Consider the following 18,049-nt stretch of genomic DNA (forward strand, 5'->3'; position numbering starts at 1 on the left):
TTTGGAAAAAGCCTACACGGGCGAAAAGGGTCCCGTTCATCTTTGCATCCCGTTCGATGTGCTGATGGAGGAGGTGGAGTCCTTCTACCTGCCTTTGCCGGACCACATTTCGCCTGTCGTATCGCGCGATATCGATAAGGCCCTAGCGCTGATCAACGATGCGAAGAAGCCGGTCCTCTTCTTGGGCAAAGGCGCCGTCATGTCGGAGACCTATCCCCAATTGCGGACGATTGCCGAGCACTGGGGCATTCCCGTCATGACCACGCCTGGCGGAAAAGGGGCATTTCCCACCAATCATCCCTTATATTTGGGCGGGTATGGTCTCGGCGGATCCAAGCATGCGACGGAATACCTGAAGTCCGGCATTGACCTGATGATCGTCGTCGGCAGCAAGCTGTGCGACATGTCCCTGTCCGGATTTACGGCCGACATGGAGCCGGAGAAGGTTTTGCAATTCGAGTACGACCTTAAGTTCGCGGGCAAAACCATTCAAGTACCGACGCAATTGGTCCTTGGCGATATTCACTCCAACCTGACGCAGCTCATTTTGCAAAGCGGCGCATCGTCCAAAGCGCACGAAGCGTTTGCATCCCGGGCCGAAGCGGCGGCAGCGGCCGCCTCCGGCACGGAATCCGCGTTATCGGCGGGAACGGCGTTCCGGAGCTTGCGGTCCGTGCTTCCGAAGGACGCGGTTTTGTTCGGGGATGCGGGGAGCCACTCCTTCCATGCCGTACAAAATTTCGAAATTATCGAGCCCGGGACGTTCTTCTTCGATGAGGTGTTCATCGCCATGGGCGCGGCCATCGGCTATTCGATCGGGGCCAAAATCGCCATGCCCGACCGCCCTGTCGTCTGCGTGACCGGCGACGGCTGCATCATGATGCACGGCACCGAGATCTCGACGGCCGTTAACCATGGCATTCCGGTTATTTTCTTCGTCCTGAATAACGGTCGTCTGGATATGGTGGATAAGGGAATGTCCTACAACACGGGGCGCTCCGTCGGCGCTGTCTATGAGCGGCCGCTGGATGTCAGCTTGTTTGCCCAATCCATGGGCGCATTGGCCTATCGTTGCCACACCGGAACAGAAGTCGAGCGCGCGGTTCAGTCCGCCTTGCAGTCCCATACGGCAACGGTCATCGAGGTCATGGTGGATCCGCAAGAAATCCCGCCGATTCTGACCAGACTGCTTAGCTTAGATTAAAGCTTACGGAGGACGCATATGGACACGAATCGTCACGATAAAGGAATCGAAGTTTTAAAAAAGATGGTCAGCGAAGAGACGTTGAACGCCACGGTTAAACGAATGGAACAATTCAGTCCGGATATGGCCAAGCTGATCGTCGAGTTCCCTTACGGCTCGCTTTATGCCCGGCCAGGCCTGGATTTGAAACAAAGAAGCCTGCTTACCATAGCGGCTATGCTTGCTTCGGGAGCTGCCAGTCAGCTTGATTTTCATATTAAAGGGGCTCTGAATGTCGGGCTTACGCCAAACGAGATTGTAGAGGCCGTCATGCACTGCGTCTCCTATGCGGGCTTCCCCAAGACGCTGGATGCCATGTTCGTGGTCATGAAAGTGTTCGATGAGCAGGGAATTACATACGAAGAAGGGTGACGCCCGAAGGATGACGCCAGCCGTCATCCTTTTTTTATTGCCATACCAGCGTTAACGATTTATACTAGATTCCATTCGTATAACCTCGCAGGCAGATGCAAGACACAGGGCGAGGGTCTCTACAGGAGCCTAAACTTCCTAACTACGAAGCCACGAGACAAGCTTAACGCTTGTTTCCGGCGACGGGGTTAGGATTTTTTTGCGTTCAAATCGTTGAAAGGGAGTTATTGAAGCCATGAAATATTATGCGGCCGTTCTCGCGGGAGCGATGAGCTACGGCATCTTATCGACGATCGTGGTCTTGGCATACGGGCGGGGCTATCGGCTGGGCGAAGTCGTGGGCAGCCAGCTTTTAACGGGCGTCATCCTATCGTGGCTGCTCGTCATCTATATCGGATTCAAGCGGCGCCTTAACGCTCGCAAGGAAGGACATGAGCAAGGGGCAGCAGGCATGACTCGGGTTTTCCCGCGGCTCAAGTGGAAGCAGCGCCTCATTCTGATGATTGCGGGCACGCCCACTGTCGTCACGGGGCTGGTTTATTATCAATCGCTCCGGTATATTCCCGCATCGCTCGCGATTATCCTGTTGTTTCAATTCACATGGATAAGCGTGCTGATTCAGGCTCTAATCAAGCGCCAGCGGCCCGATAAGGTAACGCTTCTTACGCTTCTGATCTTGTTCGGCGGCACGCTGGTCGCTGCGGGATTCCTGGAGCAGGGGCTTAGCCGGGTCAATGCCTGGGGCATCGCATTGGGCCTCATGTCGGCGGTGAGCTACTCGCTGTTCGTCCTGTTTAGCGGCAAGGTCGTGCCGACGGCGCATCCCGCTTACCGAAGCGCTTGGATGGTGACCGGCGGCTTCATTCTGCTCTGCATCTTGTTCCCGCCGACGTTCCTCTTTAACGGATCGATCTGGAGCCCGCTGCTCCTGATCGGCTTGCTGCTCGGCTTCTTCGGCGCGTTCATCCCGCCCGTCCTGTTCGCGTTCGGCGCTCCTCATATCGGCGGGGGGGATGGCCGGAATCTTGGGGGCGATCGAGCTTCCGGTGGCCGTGCTTATGTCCGCGACCGTACTTCGCGAGCAAGTCAGCGGATGGCAGTGGTTAGGCGTGGCCGTCGTGCTGATCGGCGTCGCGCTGCCCGAATGGTACCGTTTTTCGAAGGGGCGGAAGGCTCATCGATATAGGCGAATCGGCGCTTATGCCGACCGCTGATTTTGTTTGTCCGGCGGTGCGCATGGCTTGCTATCTCGCGGTTCGCTCCATATAATTTCCATATCATACAAAATTCCGATTGGAGGAATCATCGTGCTTCGGAAAAAAGTACCCCGCTAAGCCCGTGCTCCGCCTCCTTTCTTTTTTGAGTCTTGCATCATCGGACTAAAAAAAAGAGAGGAAGAGCAAGATGAGACCTGCGCTGATGGATTGGAAGGAACTCCGGTTTGGCGTCGAAATCGAGTTCGTTGGCGGTAACCCCGAGCGTGTCGAGCTGTTGCCGGGCTGGATCATGTCGTTCGATGAACGACAGATCGATGATACTGGAGCTGAATCGGGCAGCGAGCTTAAGCCGCCTCCGATCAAGTGGGAGGATCGCGGGCAAATTCGCGAGATGTTGGCGAGGCTCCAAGCTTATTACCGGCAGTCCTATATGGGAGAATCGGCGGAGGCGGACTATAAAGCCGATATCGGCGGCGATTATACCTTTTACCGCAGAATTGTGCGGATTGGAGACTAACCCATAACCTACACGCATTTGGGCAGATTAAAAGCAACCGAGGATTCCGACGATATTTGACTCGAGGCTTGGACGAGGTAAGCCTCGAGGTCTACCGAACTCGTTCCAGGCCAAAAGATCGCTTGGCACATTGTAGAAAACTACTTCAACTTCGTAAAGCATAAGAGCGAGTGGACGGATACCGACATTGTCTTTGAAATCGCCAAGAAGGGCGAACAAACATGGTATAGCAAACGCTTAAAAACCCCATGCCATAGACCGAAGTTCGGCGCTTAGCAACCAACGCTTAAGGTTCTCCTTTACGGTTCTATCGGGGAAATAAACGGCGGCCCTGCGGCCCCCGTTCTTATATTAGGGCTAATCCATGGTATGATTGGATCAAAGTTGTCCGTCAAAAGGAGACCGCGATACGTGCCGGATTGGTCTTATCAAACCTTGTTTCGCCCGCTGCTGTTCCGTCTTCCGGCTCGAACCGCGCGGCGAATCACGCTCCATGCCTTCGGGGCTGTCGGACGCATGCCAGGCGGCGCGTTCCTCATTAAGACGCTAGGCCACCAGGAGCCTTCCGCTTTGCTCGAGACGGGATGGTCGGCGACGCCGGTAGGCTTATCCGGCACGATCGATCCGCTCGGGACGGCCCAACGCGGGCTTGCCAGGCTTGGCTTCGGCTTCGTGGAGATCGGTCCGGTCACCGTGCACCCGATCGAATCCCGCGAACCGCTCGGACTCGATGCGAAGCAAGAGCGGATTCGTTTTCCCGAGCCGCTCGAAAACGAAGGCCTGGCAGCCGTCCTGCCAAAACTCGCGAATGCAGGACACGATCTGCCCAAGTACATACGGATCGCGCCAATGCCCGGGGCTTCCGACGATGAAGCCGTTACCCAGTTGGTTCACCTGATCGACCAGCTGGCGGCGGTTGGCGTCGCGGGTTTTTATGTAGATACCGCATCCTTTAATTGGGACTCTCCTTCGTGTTATCGCATACTGAACCGAATGACCGATTCTTTGAAAATAAATGGCTCGCTTTTTTTATACCTGCCGCCTGACTTATCGGAGGATCAACTTCGTAATCTGCTGCAGCATTTGGATTGTTATGCCTGGGACGGCGTCGTGGTCGGGGGAGAGCAGTCTGTGGAAGGCGGGGCCGCGGTCCAAGGGCTTTGCGTGCAATCCTCGGGCCTCGAGACGCTTCGGCTCGTGCGGCAGCTCGGCCCTGCAACTTGGATCGTCAAAGTCGCCGCCGGCGTCCACGAGCCTCAGGATGCGACGCTTCTGCTGCAGAACGGCGCGGATGCCGTGCTTCTGGGCAGCGGATTTATTTTCGCCGGGCCCGGCCTGCCTAAGAGAATTAACGACGCGGTTATTCACGACAAGGTAAAAAAGCGCCGCCAAACCTGAAACGCCATCCTTCTGGAGGCATTGGGGCTGGATGTGTCTGCTGGGGATCGGCATGATCGTCGGTGGGTTCATGGCTTGGATGATCGCATTATCGAGCGTGCTTCTTCCTTACGACCTGAGCTTCCTTCAGATGAAACGGGACGAGCTCCTTGCCTTCAACGCGCACTTGCTCCACTTTATGTCCCACGACCGCATCACCTTAAGCGGGACGATGGTCTCCATTGGCATACTTTATTACCAGCTGGCCAAGCATGGATTGCGCGACGGATTGCATTGGGCCAAAACGGCTGTTGCAGCCTCTTGCATGGTCGGCTTTCCAAGCTTCTTTCTCTATCTGGGCTATGGCTTCTTCGATCCCTTGCACGCCGCGGCGGCCATCATCCTATTGCCGCTGTTTCTTCTGTCGCTGAGAAGGAACCCGGACCGGCCATACCGGGGATCCGTTAGTTTAGTTAACGATCGAATTTGGAAACGAGCGATGTGGGGACAGTTCTGTTTTGTCGTGCTGGGCGTGTCTTTAGCCATCGGCGGTCTGACGATTGCCGCAATCGGCGTGACGCGCGTATTCGTGCCGACGGACTTAACGTTCATGCAGGTGACTTCCGCAGAGCTGAACGCCTTCAATTCCCGGCTCGTTCCGCTCATCGCCCACGACCGCGCAGGCTTTGGCGGCGCATTATTCTCAGACGCCGTCGTGCTGTTAATTACGGCTTTGTGGGGGATTCAACGCGGACAAAGCTGGCTGTGGAGAACCCTCCTCTTCGGCGGCATGCCCGCTTTTTTCGCCGGTCTAAGCGTCCATTACGGGATCGGCTACACCGACTTCATCCATTTGCTGCCCGCTTGGTTTGCCTTCGCGCTTTATGTCGCCGGATTGATTTTGTTGTATCCGTATATGCATGGCAAGGATTGAGGAGCTTATGCTGGCAGGGACAAGCTGTCGGAGCTTGCCCCATGATCGTCGCCGGCAGGAAGATCGCCCAAGGCGCGCCTTCTCCGCTTAGGACTTGCCTAGCTGCTCGCGCCACCTGTACTTCGGCTTCCAGCCGAGCAGTTTCATCGCCTTCTCGCTGTTCAACAACGCTTCATAGCCTTCCAGGGGCGCGCGGAATTCCGTCACCTCCGGGTAACGCGCGGCCATCAGTTCGCGGCTGGGCACATCCATGCTTGTCTCGTCCGAACCGAGATTGAGCGCCACGGAGCCCAGGCCCTCCGCTTCGATCGCCAAGCGGCAGGCTTCCGCGGCGTCGCGGGTGTCGATGTAGCTCCACAAAATCCGCTCCCGCTCCTCGGGGTTATGCATCCAAGAGGGGGAAGCGCTCGTACCATTCCGGCGGAATGACGTTGCCGAGCCGCAGGGAGACGACCTGAATCCCGGAACGGCGGTGGAACATATCCGCAGTCAGCTCGCCCACGACCTTGGACAAGCCATAGCTGTCCTGCGGAAGCTGCGGATGCGCCTCATCCATCGGCACGTATTGCGGACCAAAAGGATGAACGGCGAAGCAGATGCCGTATGACGACTCGCTGGAGGCGATGACCGCCTTCTTGATGCCGAGCCCTGAAGCCGCTTCCAACACGTTGTACGTGGACATCACGTTATTGCGGAACGTGGCTTCGGGAGGCACCATGCCCGCTCTCGGAATAGCCGCCAGATGGACGACCGCGTCCGCGCCGGCCAGCGCGCCGTAGGTCTGGCCCAAGTCTTCCAGATTCACGATCAGCGTCGGACTGACCGGTTCTTCGGGCTGTCTCGTATCGACGTTCAGCACCTCATAGCCTTGCTCGACGAAATGCTTGACTACCCAACTTCCCAACATCCCGCTGCCGCCGGTAACGACGACTTTTTTTCCTTGGTTCGCCATGGATCGGTTCCCTCCGTGTCTCGAATGCGCTAGCTTTCTATTGGCGGTCTATTCGAAGGTCTGCTTGACTAGATTATCAGACTTTGTTTATCCAGTAAACAATTATGAGGCTCTATGTGGCATTCCGCCACGACGTTTCTGGGATAGCTTCGTATCTCGATTCATGATCTGTCACAATTCGACAAATCGTAGTATAATTGAACCGTATAACCTTCGATAGAGGCAAACTGGCCGAAAGGCCAGGACGCAAAGCTGCAGGCCTAAAGGTGAATGCCTATGGCGGCTGAGTTGCCGGAAGTTTGAATTCTTGCCAAAAGCAACCCTTCTTACTTTGCGGGAATGACTTTTAATTTCAGCTATGAATGACTCACCCGTGGAGTGAACGATATGCGCGAACGGTACAGATCCAGCATGCATGTCTATTTTACTGTGGCCTTCATCGTTATTTTCTTTGCCTGGACCGCTGCTTTTCACGACCATAGACTGCTGAAAAGTGTCGGCATAACGCTATTCCCCGTTATCGGAGCAGGTTTTGCCTTCGCCTGGACGCTCCGTACCTCCCTTCGCTTGACCGATAAATCGAGATATACCTGGCTGCTGTACGGTATCGGCATGCTATGCTTTATTGTCGCTCAAGGCACCTGGTTCTATGATTTGCTATTCTCCGATGAAGCGATGTCCTACCCGAGCGCGTCGGACTTCTTCTGGCTCATGCAGTATGGCCTGAATTTAATCGCAGCGCTATATCACTTGACTTTGATTCGAAAAGTAACGAGAATCCGTTTTATTTTTAATACGGTCATTTTTATGGTTGTCGCATCATCGCTAAGCTTTCAATTCCTGATTAAGCCGATCCTGGAATCGAACGAACGATCGATGCCGGCACTCATCACTTCTCTTTCCTACCCCATCCTGGATCTCGGCGTTCTCCTTGCGACGATAAGCCTTTACTATCATTCTAAAATCAGCCTGCATAAAAAAAACCATGCTCCTCCTGGCCGCCGGATTCACGCTCCAGATCGTCGCCGATAGCGTGAATAATTTTCTGATCGCGACCGGACAATACCAGCCCGGCAATTGGAACGACCACTTATGGACGGTTGCCGTTCTCCTGGTAGGGTTGGCTGCCGTATATGCGAGACGGCATTCGGCATCCGACTGCAAGGAACAGGATGCCTCTCTGCCGATGGAATCCAAGTATGATTTTCTTCCCTATGCAAGCGCGATTACGCTCTTGTTGATCTTTGTCTTCCTGCAAGATCGCGATGGCATATCCCCGCTTGAAATGGGGCTGTTTACCGTGATCCTGTTCATATTGGTTCGGCAACTATTAATGACCGCGGATAACGGAAAGTTGCTCGTGCGGTTACGGGATAAGAACGAAGAGCTCGGAAAAAGCGAAGAACGGTATCGCGAGCTCGTGGAAATATCGCCAAGCGCGGTGACCGTCATTCAAGAAGGGAACATGGTGTACGTGAATAAAGCAGGGTTGAAGCTGTTCGGCGCAGCCTCGCTCGATGACATCGCAAACATGCCGTTGCTAGAGATCATACATAAAGATCATTGGGACCAGATTCTGCTGCGCAGTCAGTTGGCGAGGGAAAATGGGAACGCGACCAAACCGACTGAATACAAGGTCAATCGGCTGGATGGCCGAACGATATATATTGAATCGGCAGTGACAACCTTTAATTATAACGGCAAAAGCGCGTTGTTGTCCGTAGCGCAGGACATCACCGCTCGCAAGCTGGCGGATGAGAAAATCCAACGCTTGGCCTATAACGATCTGCTGACCGGATTGCCTAACAGAGCGCGTCTTCATGACCGGCTCTCCGAGCAACTAGCGGCGGCCGGTCACAACGGCGCCAGGTTGGGCGTTCTATTCATCGATCTGGACCGGTTTAAGTTTATCAACGATTCGCTCGGGCACAACATTGGCGATTTGTTTCTATGGCAAGTGTCGGAACGATTAACTTCCATTCTCGGCCTTAACAGCGTTCTCTATCGGCATGGCGGGGACGAATTTTGCGTCATCGCGGAGGTTGAAGGCCGGGAGGAAGCCCGCGAGATTGCCGAGCAGATCATTGAAGGTCTGTCGGCGCCGTTCCTTTTAAACCAAAGGGAGCTTTTTTACGTCTCCCAGCATCGGCATCAGCGTGTACCCGGACGACGCGGAGGATCAGGGAACCCTGGTCATGTACGCCGATATCGCGATGTACAATGCCAAGCAGGAAGGGGGCAATTGTTATCGATTTTACGATTCGGCCCAGGACGGCGCCAACGCAAGCAAACTGAATATCGAAAATGACCTCCGGAAGGCGCTCGATAAAGGCGAGTTTATCATTCACTATCAGCCGAAGGTCGATCTATGTTCAGGTGAAATTACCGGGCTGGAAGCGCTCGTCCGTTGGCAGCATCCTGAACGCGGACTGGTGCCGCCTCTTGAATTCATACCGGTAGCCGAGGAGACGGGTCTGATCGTACCCCTCGGAAAATGGGTTCTCGAAGAAGCGTGCAGACAAATGAAGCAATGGCATGAGCGCGGATATGCCAAGCTCGGCATCGCCGTCAATTTCTCGTCACGCCAGTTTAGGGATAAAAACATGGTGAGCCATGTTGCGCGCACCCTGCAGCTCTCCGGTCTCGATCCGGAATGTCTGGAAATTGAACTCACGGAAAGCATTATGCAGAACGTCAAGGAGTCTTTGGTCATTTTGAGCGAGTTGAAACAGCTCGGCGTTCATATCTCGATTGACGACTTCGGAACCGGGTATTCTTCCCTAAGCTATCTGAAGCACCTGCCGATCGATACCTTAAAGGTCGACAAATCCTTTGTAGACGACATCGCCCTCAGCCCTAAAGACGAGGCGATCATTAGAACGATCGTCGATATGGGGAACCACTTGCAATTGAATATCGTGGCTGAAGGCGTTGAAAACAAGCAACAAGCGCAAGCCTTGATGGCCTGCCGCTGCAAAATCGGACAGGGTTATTACTTCAGCAAGCCGCTGCCGCACAACGAAGTGGAACTGCTATTTCGCAACGTGTATTTAAATTCAGACGAATAGTTTTTCCCGATCCACCGGGTTGCGCTGGTTTCCAAAGGGCCATCCTTCAGCCGGATGGCCCTTGGAATCGCGATGGCTTGCACGCTTCAATATTCGCCTTTAATGACGAAGAACGAACCTCGGATGGTACCGGCCAGCTTGGACTTCTGCCTGGCGAATTTGAACTTCTTCTCTTCCAGCTCCCGAGGCACTTCCATGCCCTCGGACAGCTTAAACCCAACGGCCCGCTTCTTCGGATCGTCCAGCGTATACAGCACGTTGACCGCCAGGCCGTCCTCATAGAAGACGAACGCCCAGTCGATATTTTCGACTTGAAAACGCGACGTTTCCAGCGGTCGGGCCGCAAACGCAATACCGCGTTCTTCTTTCAAAATCCGTTCCACATAATCCAGCGTCTCCCGGCTTTCGCCGGCGGGTACGACCGCGAATTCATGCTTGTATTTGTTCATGAAGTAACGGGCCTCGTTCGCGCGCAGACCGGCCAGCGCTTCTGCGACCGGCGAAGATTCCAATCCGGCGGTAGATACGTTTTTATAATCGACGATAGCGGGCATCTTCATTCCTCCTCTGATCTCTTTTACTTTTCGACGACCGGAACCCACATCTCGCCATAGACGAGGCCGTCCCGCTGCCCCATCTCGACCGTCGTATTGGGCCCGCCCACATAGGCGTATTTGTCGGCTGCCGGCAGGGCTTGACCGAAGGCAATGCCCGTCAGCATGCTGCCGAGCTCGTCGGCCGACTTCCCTTCGCCTCTAACGACGAGGTATGGTCCCTTAGGGAACTGGATCACTCTGTGCTCTTCCGGTACCGATGCGTCCGTCATAACGCCGGCGTAATACATCATCTTATGATTGACCGCTTCGTTGACGGCAAAGATGTAGTCGTTCGCGGCGACCGCCTTTAACGTGTCGAGCCTTCCGTCCTGCTCCACGGATCTCCAGAAGCTTTCTTTCTCCTTATTTATGCCGGCATAATCCGTGTAGTCGCTCTTCAGTTCCGTTCCGATCCCAAGCACGATAAAGCTGTCTTTTTCCTCGAAGGTATACGTTGCCATGATTCCAGCTCCCTTTTTTTAAATGTTCGATTGTCGATTGGATGCGTTTCTTCGCTTGATAGGTCTATCATAACCATAAATCGTGTCAAAATCTGCTACGTTTAACGCGCGGCCTTTTAAAGTTTGCGGCTTTTCGGACGCAGCGCCCAGGAGGCGATGGCAAGCGCGGCATAAAAGAGCGGGAGAATCACGTGGAATCCGCCGTCCCCGTAATCGTGGGCGAACATATGAGACAAGGACGCGCCCGTCATGAGGAAGAAGATGCCGCTATACGCCCATTCCTTCAGCCGGGGGGAAGCCCGGGATGAGGATCGCGATGATGCCAAGCAATTTCCACGTCCCGAGGATGTTCGTGATGTATAACGGGAAGCCGATAGCGGTGACCAGATCGACGTTGCCGCCATACCGCATCAATTGCCCGATCCCGCTTAACGCGATAGAAAATGCGAGAATGACGGTGACGATCCAATAAGCGGCCGTTCTTCCGATTGGAGGGGCTTCAACCTTCGCGATTTTCTCATTTCCGGTCATCGTACTCATATCCATTCCTCCTGTGGTTTCGTTTACTTCTTGTTTTTTCTCTTGATGAGCTTATAATAACGATTAATCATGTCAAAATATGATACTGTTTAGAGGCCCCCATGAGAAAAGTTGAACGGATTAACGTCATCATGCGGTACATCAACAACCGCGCCCACTTTACTATCTCGGAAATCATGAATGAGTTCAACATCTCCCGCTCGACGGCAATCCGGGACATCCGGGAGATCGAAGCGATGGGCATGCCGCTGGTCGCCGAAGTCGGCAGAGACGGGGGCTACTTCGTGATGAGCAACTCCGTCCTGCCCACGGTCCGCTTTACCGACAATGAGATTAAGGCGCTTTTTTATCGCCTTCATGGCCACGCGCAATCTGCAGCTCCCTTATCTCAAGAGCCGCCACTCTTTAGCCGAAAAATTGCTCGGTCTCATCTCGCAGAATCAGCAGGACGATCTTGTTCTGTTGAATCAAATCCTGCTCTTCGAGGGCACTAACCCTCATAATCCGGACCTGCTCGACCTATCGGACCTGCCCCATCCGATGTTAGAGCTGCTCATCCGGATCCTTCTTCAAGACCGCTACTTAATGGCTTCGGTCGAAGAAGGGAGGGAAGTCAAGTCTTATCCCATCTATCTCATGCGCCTGTATCGCGAAAAAAGCGCTTGGCAAATCGAAGGCTTCGACCTGGAAGAGGAGAAACGGCTGATTATTCCCGTCGACTATCTCGTCGATGTCAAACCTTATCCCGGGAAAAAAAGATTAAGCCCGAAGAAGATGGCAGAACAACTACGCAAACAGGAAGAAGCCGTCAACCTCGTCGTGGAGCTTGGTCCCAAGGCGATTGCCCAGTTCAAAAAAGTACCATCCTTTAAAAATGACGATTTCCTATACGAATCCTTATCAGACCACGGCGATCTTAAAGACGTTCCTCCATGTCCATCATCCGGAGGAATTGACCGAGATCACGAATTGGCTGCTTTTCTTGGGTGCGGATATCAAGGTCACGGAGATCCCGAAGGAAGTCGTGGAGGGATTGCAGGAGAGATTGGATGTGTTGGGGAGCAATACGCCAGAGAAATGAAGAGCAGGCAGGCCCCCCAAAGCGAACAAGGGAACCCCGAAGGATTCCCTTGTGGCGCTCTTATTTTAATCAGGGGGGTCGTAAGTTAAAGCAGCTTAATCAGCTCTTCCAGCTCATCGACCCATCCTTTTGCAAGTTCAAAATCCGTATCTTTCAAAGCCGATTCTATTTTCATTTCAACCGATTTTTTCTTTTCCTCATTTTCCAGATAATCCCGATCAAAATGGCTGGCATAAATCATCTGCTTAAATTTTCGCATGCTCATTTTTCTGATCGTCTTATCTTCAACGATTAACACATAATCCATCCCGTTTACAACCGAATAGAAATCATGGGAAATCATGAGAATCGCGCCTTTATAGCCTTCAATGGCTTTCTCCAGCGCGACTTGCGTATAGGTGTCTAAATGGCTGGTCGGTTCGTCAAGAAGCAATACGTTTGCTTTACTGGCAGCTACTTTAGCGATTTGAAGCAAATTTTTCTCTCCGCCGGATAAAGAGGCTATCTTTTGATTAACGATTTCTCCTTCAAAGCCATAGTTTGAAAGATAGGACCTAATCTCATCGTAAGTTTTAAATCCGGCCTCGATGAATTCCTCTAATATCGTGTTCGAATCCGTTAGCACTTCGCCTTGATTCTGAGATAAGTAAGCCGCTTTAACATCAGCGTTGATTTCAATTGAATCATGGTTGTTTTTGAAGATATCCCGGAGCAACGTCGTTTTCCCGGTACCGTTTGCGCCGATGATGGCTACTTTATCCGTAGATTTGATCTCGAAGTTAACCTGTTCTAAGAGCAGTTCATCAAAGGCAACCCTGTAATTGCTGACCTGTATAACGGTGCGATCTTCAAGTTCATGATCCAGATCGAAACGGATCGCCGGCTGCTTCAATTCAACGAACGGCGCTTTAATTCTGCGCGCTTCCAATCTCTCTTGAAACCTAACCCGCGCTTTTAAAGCTCTGCCTCTGGAGGCTTCTGAATTATAAGTCGCAATCACGCGCAGATTTTGGATGACTTTCTCGTTTCTCTCGCTTTCTTCGGCCTCGGCGACTGCGAGTTCTTGCAACTCCACTTTCGTCTGAAGCAAGGAGAAGTTATAATCCATATACCGCCCGTCAAACTCCTGGATCTCCGTGTTTTCAAGGTGCAGGATCTTGTCGAAGCAATGATTCAACAGATATCGGTTGTGCGTAACGACCAGCAGCGTGCCTTTGTGAGCATTAATCAGGTTTTTAAGCGCATTGAGGTTGTCAAAGTCCAAAAATACATCCGGCTCGTCCATAATCAGGACGTCCGGACGACGAAGCATTTCCTTCATCACTTGGATAAGTTTGAATTCCCCGCCGCTCAGGTCGGATACCCGATGATCTTTGAGGTTCATGAGGTTGGCTAGATTTAGTTTCTTATTGATGCTGCTTTCAAAATCATCGCCGCCGATTGAATCTAATGCGTCTAAAGCGAGTTGATACTTTTCTAATAACGAATCCATATCCGAGGAGGATTCCATTTCCATACAAATCGCCGTGATTTCATTTTGGATCTTATTGAATTCTTCCCCTAGATACTCGAAAACGGTTGTTTCTTTCGTTTGATCGATTTGCGAGAATTGACTGACAAGCCCCATTTTGCAAGTCGGGTCAATCTCTAACAGGCCTTCGAACATATATTTTTCCGGATCCGTCAGCATGTCTATCAATGTACTTTTCCCGTTGCCGCTTGTTCCGATAAAAGCGCAGTGTTGTCCCTCTTGCAGCGTAAATGAAATGTTCTGATACAGTTCTTTTTGCGGAAAGGAAAAAGATAGTTTATCGACTTTGATCATCGTATTACCTTTCTTTATATGAAATAGAGACGATGGGCAGATGCATTCAAAACATAGCGGTTGCGTTTGCCGTTGTTAGCGTAACACTGATCACAACCAACATCAATCGCAATTGCATCCCCTCCTTGGGGATCAAAAAATCTCCGGGCAGCTTTGCCCGGAGATTTTAGCGCTTTACGCTTGCACAACCTCATGCATACGCTTGCCTCCAAGCGTCGACCAGCCGCTTCTTCTGCAGCAGATGGTGGCGGTAATGCATCTCGACCAGTTGGAACCACTCGAGCGCATTCAAGCCGCCGAGTCGCGGGTGAGCAACCGTATTTTGCGCGAGTTCGAATGCTGCGTCCTTAGCGGCCGCCACCCTCGGCTCGATCTCGGTCATCCGGCTCACCGTATCGCGCAGCCCGGCTACGATTTGTTCCTTGCTGTCCGGCTGCGGCGGCGTGTACTGCGGCGATGGGGGGAACTTGAATGCGTTCCGGCGGAAAGCTTCCCGCCTTGAACATTTCCTCCGCCTGCATGGTCTTTCCCGCAGGAGAACCGGCCGGATCGTCATTCGGCGCAAGGCACAGCGCTACATTCCGCAATTGCATAAATTGCGCGGAGCCGATCAAATGCATATGCATCTGGCCAAGCGACCATTCCTCTTCTGCCGGCTTCCATAGCAGCTGTTCGAGGCTGAAGCCCTCCAAATCCCGAATATAGCCGTTCACGGTAACCTCGAATTTACGCAGCGTTTCCTTCGTATCCATTGCCGAAACCTCTCCTTTGAACTGAGTTGGCTTCAGCATACAACAAGGCTCCTGACACAAGGTTGTCAGTACCTTTTTTCGCATGTTTTCGATTTCCGCGCGCATGCGATCCCGCAGCGATTCAGGCTCCAGCACGCGCACCGCCGCGCCCCAGCCGAGCGTCCACTGAAGCAGCTCCTCGACCTGCCGCACGCGGAACGTCGCCAGCCAGCCTTCCTCCCCCGGCTCGAACGTCTCCATATAGAAGTTGTCCGATCCCTGAACGAGGTCCGCGACAGCCGGATCGACCAGCATCCGCACGATGACGTTCCGGTTGTCCACGTGTCGGCGCTCCTGAAGGTTAAAGCCGGGAAGGACTTCAAACGATGCTTCGAGTATCCTGAGCGCATTCATGCGGGACAGACGGAAGTGGCGAATGTCGCGCCTCAGATCGCAGAACGCGGTAAGCACCCAAGCCCCCCTGGGAAAAAACGAGTCCGTAAGGGTCGGCCGTACGCTCGCTGTGGCGATTGCCATCCGGTCCCGGCAGGTTTTTGGCATAGTTGAAACGAATCTTGCGCTTCTGCACGATCGCCCGGCGCAGCTGTTCGAACGTATTCTTCTCCTCCCCGCGCGTTCTCGCCGTTCTATCGTTCAGCAGCCGAATCGCCGATCGCAACCGGGCTGTCTCCTCGCGCACGCTCTCCGGTAAAATGGCCTCGATCTTCTCCTGCGAGCTGCGGGCGCTCGAGCCGTACTCCGCGTCCAGCCTCATGGCAACGAAGTCCGCGCCTATGAGCAACGCGGTCGCTTCCTCCGCCTTGAAGCTTACCGGGGGAAGAAAGTAGCCCTCCATCAGGGAGTAGCCTACGCCCGGCGCGCCTGCCACCGGAACGCCCATCTCGCTAAGCGCTTGCATGTCGCGGTAAATCGTGCGGACGCTCGTCTCGAACCGGCCGGCCAAATCTTCGGCGCGCAGCACCCCTTTTCGCTGCAGCTCGATGACGATGGCCAACAATCGCTCGGTTTTATTCATCGTCGTCCACTTCCTTTGCCACGCCTACTTTCGTCTAATATATCGCGATCTGTGGGGCTGACGAGCGCCGAACAAAACTGGGACAGACTCGTTCCCGTTTTTTTCTTGAACATTTTGCCGAACGTATGAACGTCGGCGTATCCGACTTGTCCAGCGATCTCGCTGACCGACAGGTTCGTCTGGAGCGCCAGCTCTCTCGCCTTCTGGATGCGCACCCAGGTCAAATATTGCATCGGGGTCAGACCGAACTGCCGCCTGAATTGCACGATGATGTAGTTGCGGCTAAGCCCCGCGATCCGTTCCAGGTCGCCGTGCTGGACATTCTCGGCGAAATGCTCGCGGATGTAATTTTGCAGCAGCAGAAGTTTAGCCTTCGTTCGAGCCTCCACTGCGGAGTCGTCCCGCGTCGTATTCAGCCCTGCAGCCGCCTCTCCGAGCACCTCGAGCAGCAGGCCTTGTGCTTGCAGCTGCGAGGACAGCCCCGGCTGCCGATACAGGTGTACGAGCCGATTCAGTTTTTTCTCGAGCTCGGTACCCGCGTAGTTGCCGAGCAGGTGCGCGTCTCCGAACAGCCGGCGTACCGGGAATTCGCTTTCCCCGAAGTGGAACACGAAGGAGAGGCACACATAAGGCTCTCCCTCCAGGGTGAGGATCGAATGCGGCTCGCCAGGGCGGTGGAACAGCAGGTCGCCTTTAACGGTAGGATACGCATGCCCGCCGACCGGGTAATCCGCCCTCCCTTCCACTACATATTGAAGCACGTACTGCCCCATCGTCCGGTTGCGGATCGACCACCCCTTAGGCGCATCGAACATATGCGCCAACGTGATATAGGGCGGATAAGGGAAGTCCGGCAGGTCCGAAGTCGTATCGCCCGGCGACTGACGGTCCGCGTCCGGTCGTTCTATGTCCTCATCGATCATAGCCAATGCCTCCTTTCCCTCTATCGTATCGGAAAGTGATTTTGGCAACAAGAATCCATGTCCGGACCAAATACTTCGGATCTCTTTTTCGATACAATCTTACTCGAGAGCACGCCCGCGAGACGCAAAAAAAGCGAAAAAAAGGAGACGATTCGATGAGCAAGCCGCAGATAGATATGCGCTACGCCGACGCGCGTACGCAAGACTGCATTACGGAGGAGCAGGCCCGTTTTTTCCTGGATAACGGATTCCTCGTCATTAAAGGGGCGCTTCAGGGGGAAGAGCTTCGGACCGTTCAAGCCGAGATGGAAAAGCAGGTGGCCAAAGGCGTCGCCGGCGTCCAGGACGACCCGGACTATATGTACGGCAAAGGCGGCAAAACCGGCCGCAACGTCCTGCGCCGCATTGAGTATGTCATCGACAAGAGCGATCCGATGAAGGCGCTCCTCGGTCATCCTTTTATTCTGCGCTCGGTCGAGAAGCTGCAGGGTCGCAGCTTCATCCCGACCTGGGACTCGATGGTGCTCAAGATGCCGGGCGAAGGCATCGTCGTACCGTGGCACCGCGACGCGGAAGTTCCGGCCGGCTGCACGGATCCCCGCCCCATTTTTAACGTCGACTTCTACTTGGATCCGGCGGACCTCGCCACCTGTCTATGGGTCATCCCCGGCAGCAACAAGTGGTCGATCGAGGCATGCCAAGCGCGGATTCAACGGGACGGCGCCGAGCGGTTCAGCACGGAGGACGCGATCCCGGTTCCCCTGGAGGCGGGCGACGCCATTTTCCACGACATCACGGTGCTGCACGGTTCTCCGGCGGGAGACGGCAATCCGCTGCGCCGCACGGTCTATTACGAATTCCGCCCGGGCGAGATCGAATGGAACTACGGACCGCATACGCGCGAGTACCTCGGACTGAAGCAGCAGATGCTGCTCGAGTGTCTCGATCGCCGGGCCGCCGCCCCTTATGCGCAAGGCGAGGAGCCGTTCGTCTACAATCCCGAAGGCGACCTTGCCCTCGGCGAGCGTACGAAGGCGGATACGTTCCGTTATCCGCATCTGGCGTATTGGCGGGATTGATCCGGAGGGGCCGTACGGTTCTCCGCGCGACCTGCAACGGCAAATAATAAGGCCATCCTTGGCGGGATGGCCTTAGCTTTTCAGATAGATCCGCTTA

15 protein-coding genes, 5 pseudogenes and 1 riboswitch are annotated in these 18,049 nt (G+C 54.1%); of the genes and pseudogenes, 12 read left to right on the top strand and 8 right to left on the bottom strand.

The genetic code is table 11. The annotated features are described in order from the left end of the window. Nucleotide 1 precedes the first annotated feature (1 nt). The 7 genes and pseudogenes from OMP38_RS32905 (at nt 2) to OMP38_RS32930 (ending at nt 5,660) form a co-directional block, all read left to right on the top strand. Complete coding sequence (locus OMP38_RS32905) at nt 2-1,204, top strand: thiamine pyrophosphate-binding protein (protein WP_338130727.1); 1,203 nt, start codon at nt 2-4, stop codon at nt 1,202-1,204. Nucleotides 1,205-1,222: 18 nt separating this feature from the next. Continuing rightward, the gene (locus OMP38_RS32910; protein ID WP_277568801.1) at nt 1,223-1,615 is read left to right on the top strand and encodes a carboxymuconolactone decarboxylase family protein; all 393 of its coding nucleotides are present in this window, start codon (nt 1,223-1,225) and stop codon (nt 1,613-1,615) included. A gap of 235 nt (nt 1,616-1,850) precedes the next feature. Continuing rightward, a complete protein-coding gene (locus tag OMP38_RS32915) occupies nt 1,851-2,801 on the top strand; it encodes a DMT family transporter (RefSeq protein WP_277568802.1) in 951 nt (316 codons plus the stop codon). Between the two features lie 218 nt (nt 2,802-3,019). Next, nucleotides 3,020-3,349: a hypothetical protein gene (locus OMP38_RS32920; RefSeq protein ID WP_277568803.1), complete on the top strand. Its 330-nt coding sequence runs from the start codon at nt 3,020-3,022 to the stop codon at nt 3,347-3,349. 17 nt (nt 3,350-3,366) lie between these two features. After that, a pseudogene (locus OMP38_RS36510) lies at nt 3,367-3,441 on the top strand (transposase); the annotation flags it as partial. Nucleotides 3,442-3,760: 319 nt separating this feature from the next. Further along, nucleotides 3,761-4,747: a dihydroorotate dehydrogenase gene (locus OMP38_RS32925; protein WP_277568804.1), complete on the top strand. Its 987-nt coding sequence runs from the start codon at nt 3,761-3,763 to the stop codon at nt 4,745-4,747. Between the two features lie 130 nt (nt 4,748-4,877). Further along, on the top strand, nt 4,878-5,660 hold the full coding sequence (locus OMP38_RS32930) for a hypothetical protein (RefSeq protein ID WP_277568805.1): 783 nt from the start codon (nt 4,878-4,880) through the stop codon (nt 5,658-5,660). Between the two features lie 87 nt (nt 5,661-5,747). Here the strand turns inward: OMP38_RS32930 and OMP38_RS32935 are convergent. Then, nucleotides 5,748-6,612: pseudogene (locus tag OMP38_RS32935) on the bottom strand (NAD-dependent epimerase/dehydratase family protein). 211 nt (nt 6,613-6,823) lie between these two features. After that, nucleotides 6,824-6,908, top strand: a riboswitch (cyclic di-GMP riboswitch). 91 nt (nt 6,909-6,999) lie between these two features. Here OMP38_RS32935 and OMP38_RS32940 point away from each other — a divergent pair. From OMP38_RS32940 to OMP38_RS32950, 3 genes are all read left to right on the top strand, one after another. Next, complete coding sequence (locus OMP38_RS32940; protein WP_277568806.1) at nt 7,000-7,644, top strand: hypothetical protein; 645 nt, start codon at nt 7,000-7,002, stop codon at nt 7,642-7,644. Nucleotides 7,645-7,798: 154 nt separating this feature from the next. After that, entirely contained in the window at nt 7,799-8,920 is a 1,122-nt protein-coding gene (locus OMP38_RS32945) for a diguanylate cyclase domain-containing protein (protein ID WP_277568807.1), read from the top strand. Then, entirely contained in the window at nt 8,808-9,680 is an 873-nt protein-coding gene (locus OMP38_RS32950) for a putative bifunctional diguanylate cyclase/phosphodiesterase (protein ID WP_277568808.1), read from the top strand. Before OMP38_RS32945 ends, OMP38_RS32950 begins: the two co-directional genes overlap by 113 nt. A gap of 86 nt (nt 9,681-9,766) precedes the next feature. Here OMP38_RS32950 and OMP38_RS32955 read toward each other — a convergent pair whose 3' ends face one another. The 3 genes and pseudogenes from OMP38_RS32955 to OMP38_RS32965 all read right to left on the bottom strand — a co-directional run bounded on the left by OMP38_RS32955 (nt 9,767) and on the right by OMP38_RS32965 (nt 11,277). Next, on the bottom strand, nt 9,767-10,234 hold the full coding sequence (locus tag OMP38_RS32955; protein ID WP_277568809.1) for a phage tail protein: 468 nt from the start codon (nt 10,232-10,234) through the stop codon (nt 9,767-9,769). Between the two features lie 23 nt (nt 10,235-10,257). Further along, nucleotides 10,258-10,737 (bottom strand): GyrI-like domain-containing protein, encoded by a 480-nt coding sequence (locus OMP38_RS32960; RefSeq protein ID WP_277568810.1) that lies wholly within the window; start codon nt 10,735-10,737, stop codon nt 10,258-10,260. 116 nt (nt 10,738-10,853) lie between these two features. Continuing rightward, nucleotides 10,854-11,277 (bottom strand): annotated as a pseudogene (locus OMP38_RS32965) (DoxX family protein). A 101-nt stretch (nt 11,278-11,378) separates the two neighbouring features. On the opposite strand from OMP38_RS32965, the pseudogene OMP38_RS32970 reads away from it, so the two are divergent. Continuing rightward, nucleotides 11,379-12,358, top strand: a pseudogene (locus tag OMP38_RS32970) (helix-turn-helix transcriptional regulator). Nucleotides 12,359-12,443: 85 nt separating this feature from the next. On the opposite strand, the gene OMP38_RS32975 reads toward OMP38_RS32970, so the two are convergent. The 4 genes and pseudogenes from OMP38_RS32975 to OMP38_RS32990 all read right to left on the bottom strand — a co-directional run bounded on the left by OMP38_RS32975 (nt 12,444) and on the right by OMP38_RS32990 (nt 16,873). After that, nucleotides 12,444-14,183, bottom strand: coding sequence for an ABC-F family ATP-binding cassette domain-containing protein (locus OMP38_RS32975; protein WP_277568811.1), 1,740 nt, complete (start codon nt 14,181-14,183; stop codon nt 12,444-12,446). A gap of 190 nt (nt 14,184-14,373) precedes the next feature. Continuing rightward, nucleotides 14,374-14,544: a hypothetical protein gene (locus OMP38_RS35370; RefSeq protein WP_338130728.1), complete on the bottom strand. Its 171-nt coding sequence runs from the start codon at nt 14,542-14,544 to the stop codon at nt 14,374-14,376. Nucleotides 14,545-15,010: 466 nt separating this feature from the next. Further along, nucleotides 15,011-15,950, bottom strand: a pseudogene (locus OMP38_RS32985) (helix-turn-helix transcriptional regulator); the annotation flags it as partial. Then, on the bottom strand, nt 15,947-16,873 hold the full coding sequence (locus OMP38_RS32990) for a helix-turn-helix domain-containing protein (protein WP_277568812.1): 927 nt from the start codon (nt 16,871-16,873) through the stop codon (nt 15,947-15,949). The gene OMP38_RS32990 and the pseudogene OMP38_RS32985, both read right to left, overlap by 4 nt. A gap of 155 nt (nt 16,874-17,028) precedes the next feature. Here OMP38_RS32990 and OMP38_RS32995 point away from each other — a divergent pair, with 155 nt between their 5' ends. Then, on the top strand, nt 17,029-17,952 hold the full coding sequence (locus tag OMP38_RS32995) for a phytanoyl-CoA dioxygenase family protein (RefSeq protein ID WP_277568813.1): 924 nt from the start codon (nt 17,029-17,031) through the stop codon (nt 17,950-17,952). Nucleotides 17,953-18,049: the final 97 nt, after the last annotated feature.

It is taken from the genome of Cohnella ginsengisoli (assembly GCF_029525555.1).
Classification (GTDB): domain Bacteria; phylum Bacillota; class Bacilli; order Paenibacillales; family Paenibacillaceae; genus Cohnella; species Cohnella ginsengisoli.

Excerpts from the sequence above, each read along its gene's own strand:
- OMP38_RS32960 (WP_277568810.1), bottom strand. The coding sequence starts at position 10,737 with ATGGCAACGTATACCTTCGAGGAAAAAGACAGCTTTATCGTGCTTGGG.
- OMP38_RS32990 (WP_277568812.1), bottom strand. The coding sequence starts at position 16,873 with ATGATCGATGAGGACATAGAACGACCGGACGCGGACCGTCAGTCGCCG.
- OMP38_RS32975 (WP_277568811.1), bottom strand. The coding sequence starts at position 14,183 with ATGATCAAAGTCGATAAACTATCTTTTTCCTTTCCGCAAAAAGAACTG.
- OMP38_RS32910 (WP_277568801.1), top strand. The coding sequence starts at position 1,223 with ATGGACACGAATCGTCACGATAAAGGAATCGAAGTTTTAAAAAAGATG.
- OMP38_RS32955 (WP_277568809.1), bottom strand. The coding sequence starts at position 10,234 with ATGCCCGCTATCGTCGATTATAAAAACGTATCTACCGCCGGATTGGAA.
- OMP38_RS32930 (WP_277568805.1), top strand. The coding sequence starts at position 4,878 with ATGAAACGGGACGAGCTCCTTGCCTTCAACGCGCACTTGCTCCACTTT.
- OMP38_RS32995 (WP_277568813.1), top strand. The coding sequence starts at position 17,029 with ATGAGCAAGCCGCAGATAGATATGCGCTACGCCGACGCGCGTACGCAA.
- OMP38_RS32940 (WP_277568806.1), top strand. The coding sequence starts at position 7,000 with ATGCGCGAACGGTACAGATCCAGCATGCATGTCTATTTTACTGTGGCC.
- OMP38_RS32915 (WP_277568802.1), top strand. The coding sequence starts at position 1,851 with ATGAAATATTATGCGGCCGTTCTCGCGGGAGCGATGAGCTACGGCATC.
- OMP38_RS32950 (WP_277568808.1), top strand. The coding sequence starts at position 8,808 with ATGTACGCCGATATCGCGATGTACAATGCCAAGCAGGAAGGGGGCAAT.
- OMP38_RS32945 (WP_277568807.1), top strand. The coding sequence starts at position 7,799 with ATGGAATCCAAGTATGATTTTCTTCCCTATGCAAGCGCGATTACGCTC.
- OMP38_RS32920 (WP_277568803.1), top strand. The coding sequence starts at position 3,020 with ATGAGACCTGCGCTGATGGATTGGAAGGAACTCCGGTTTGGCGTCGAA.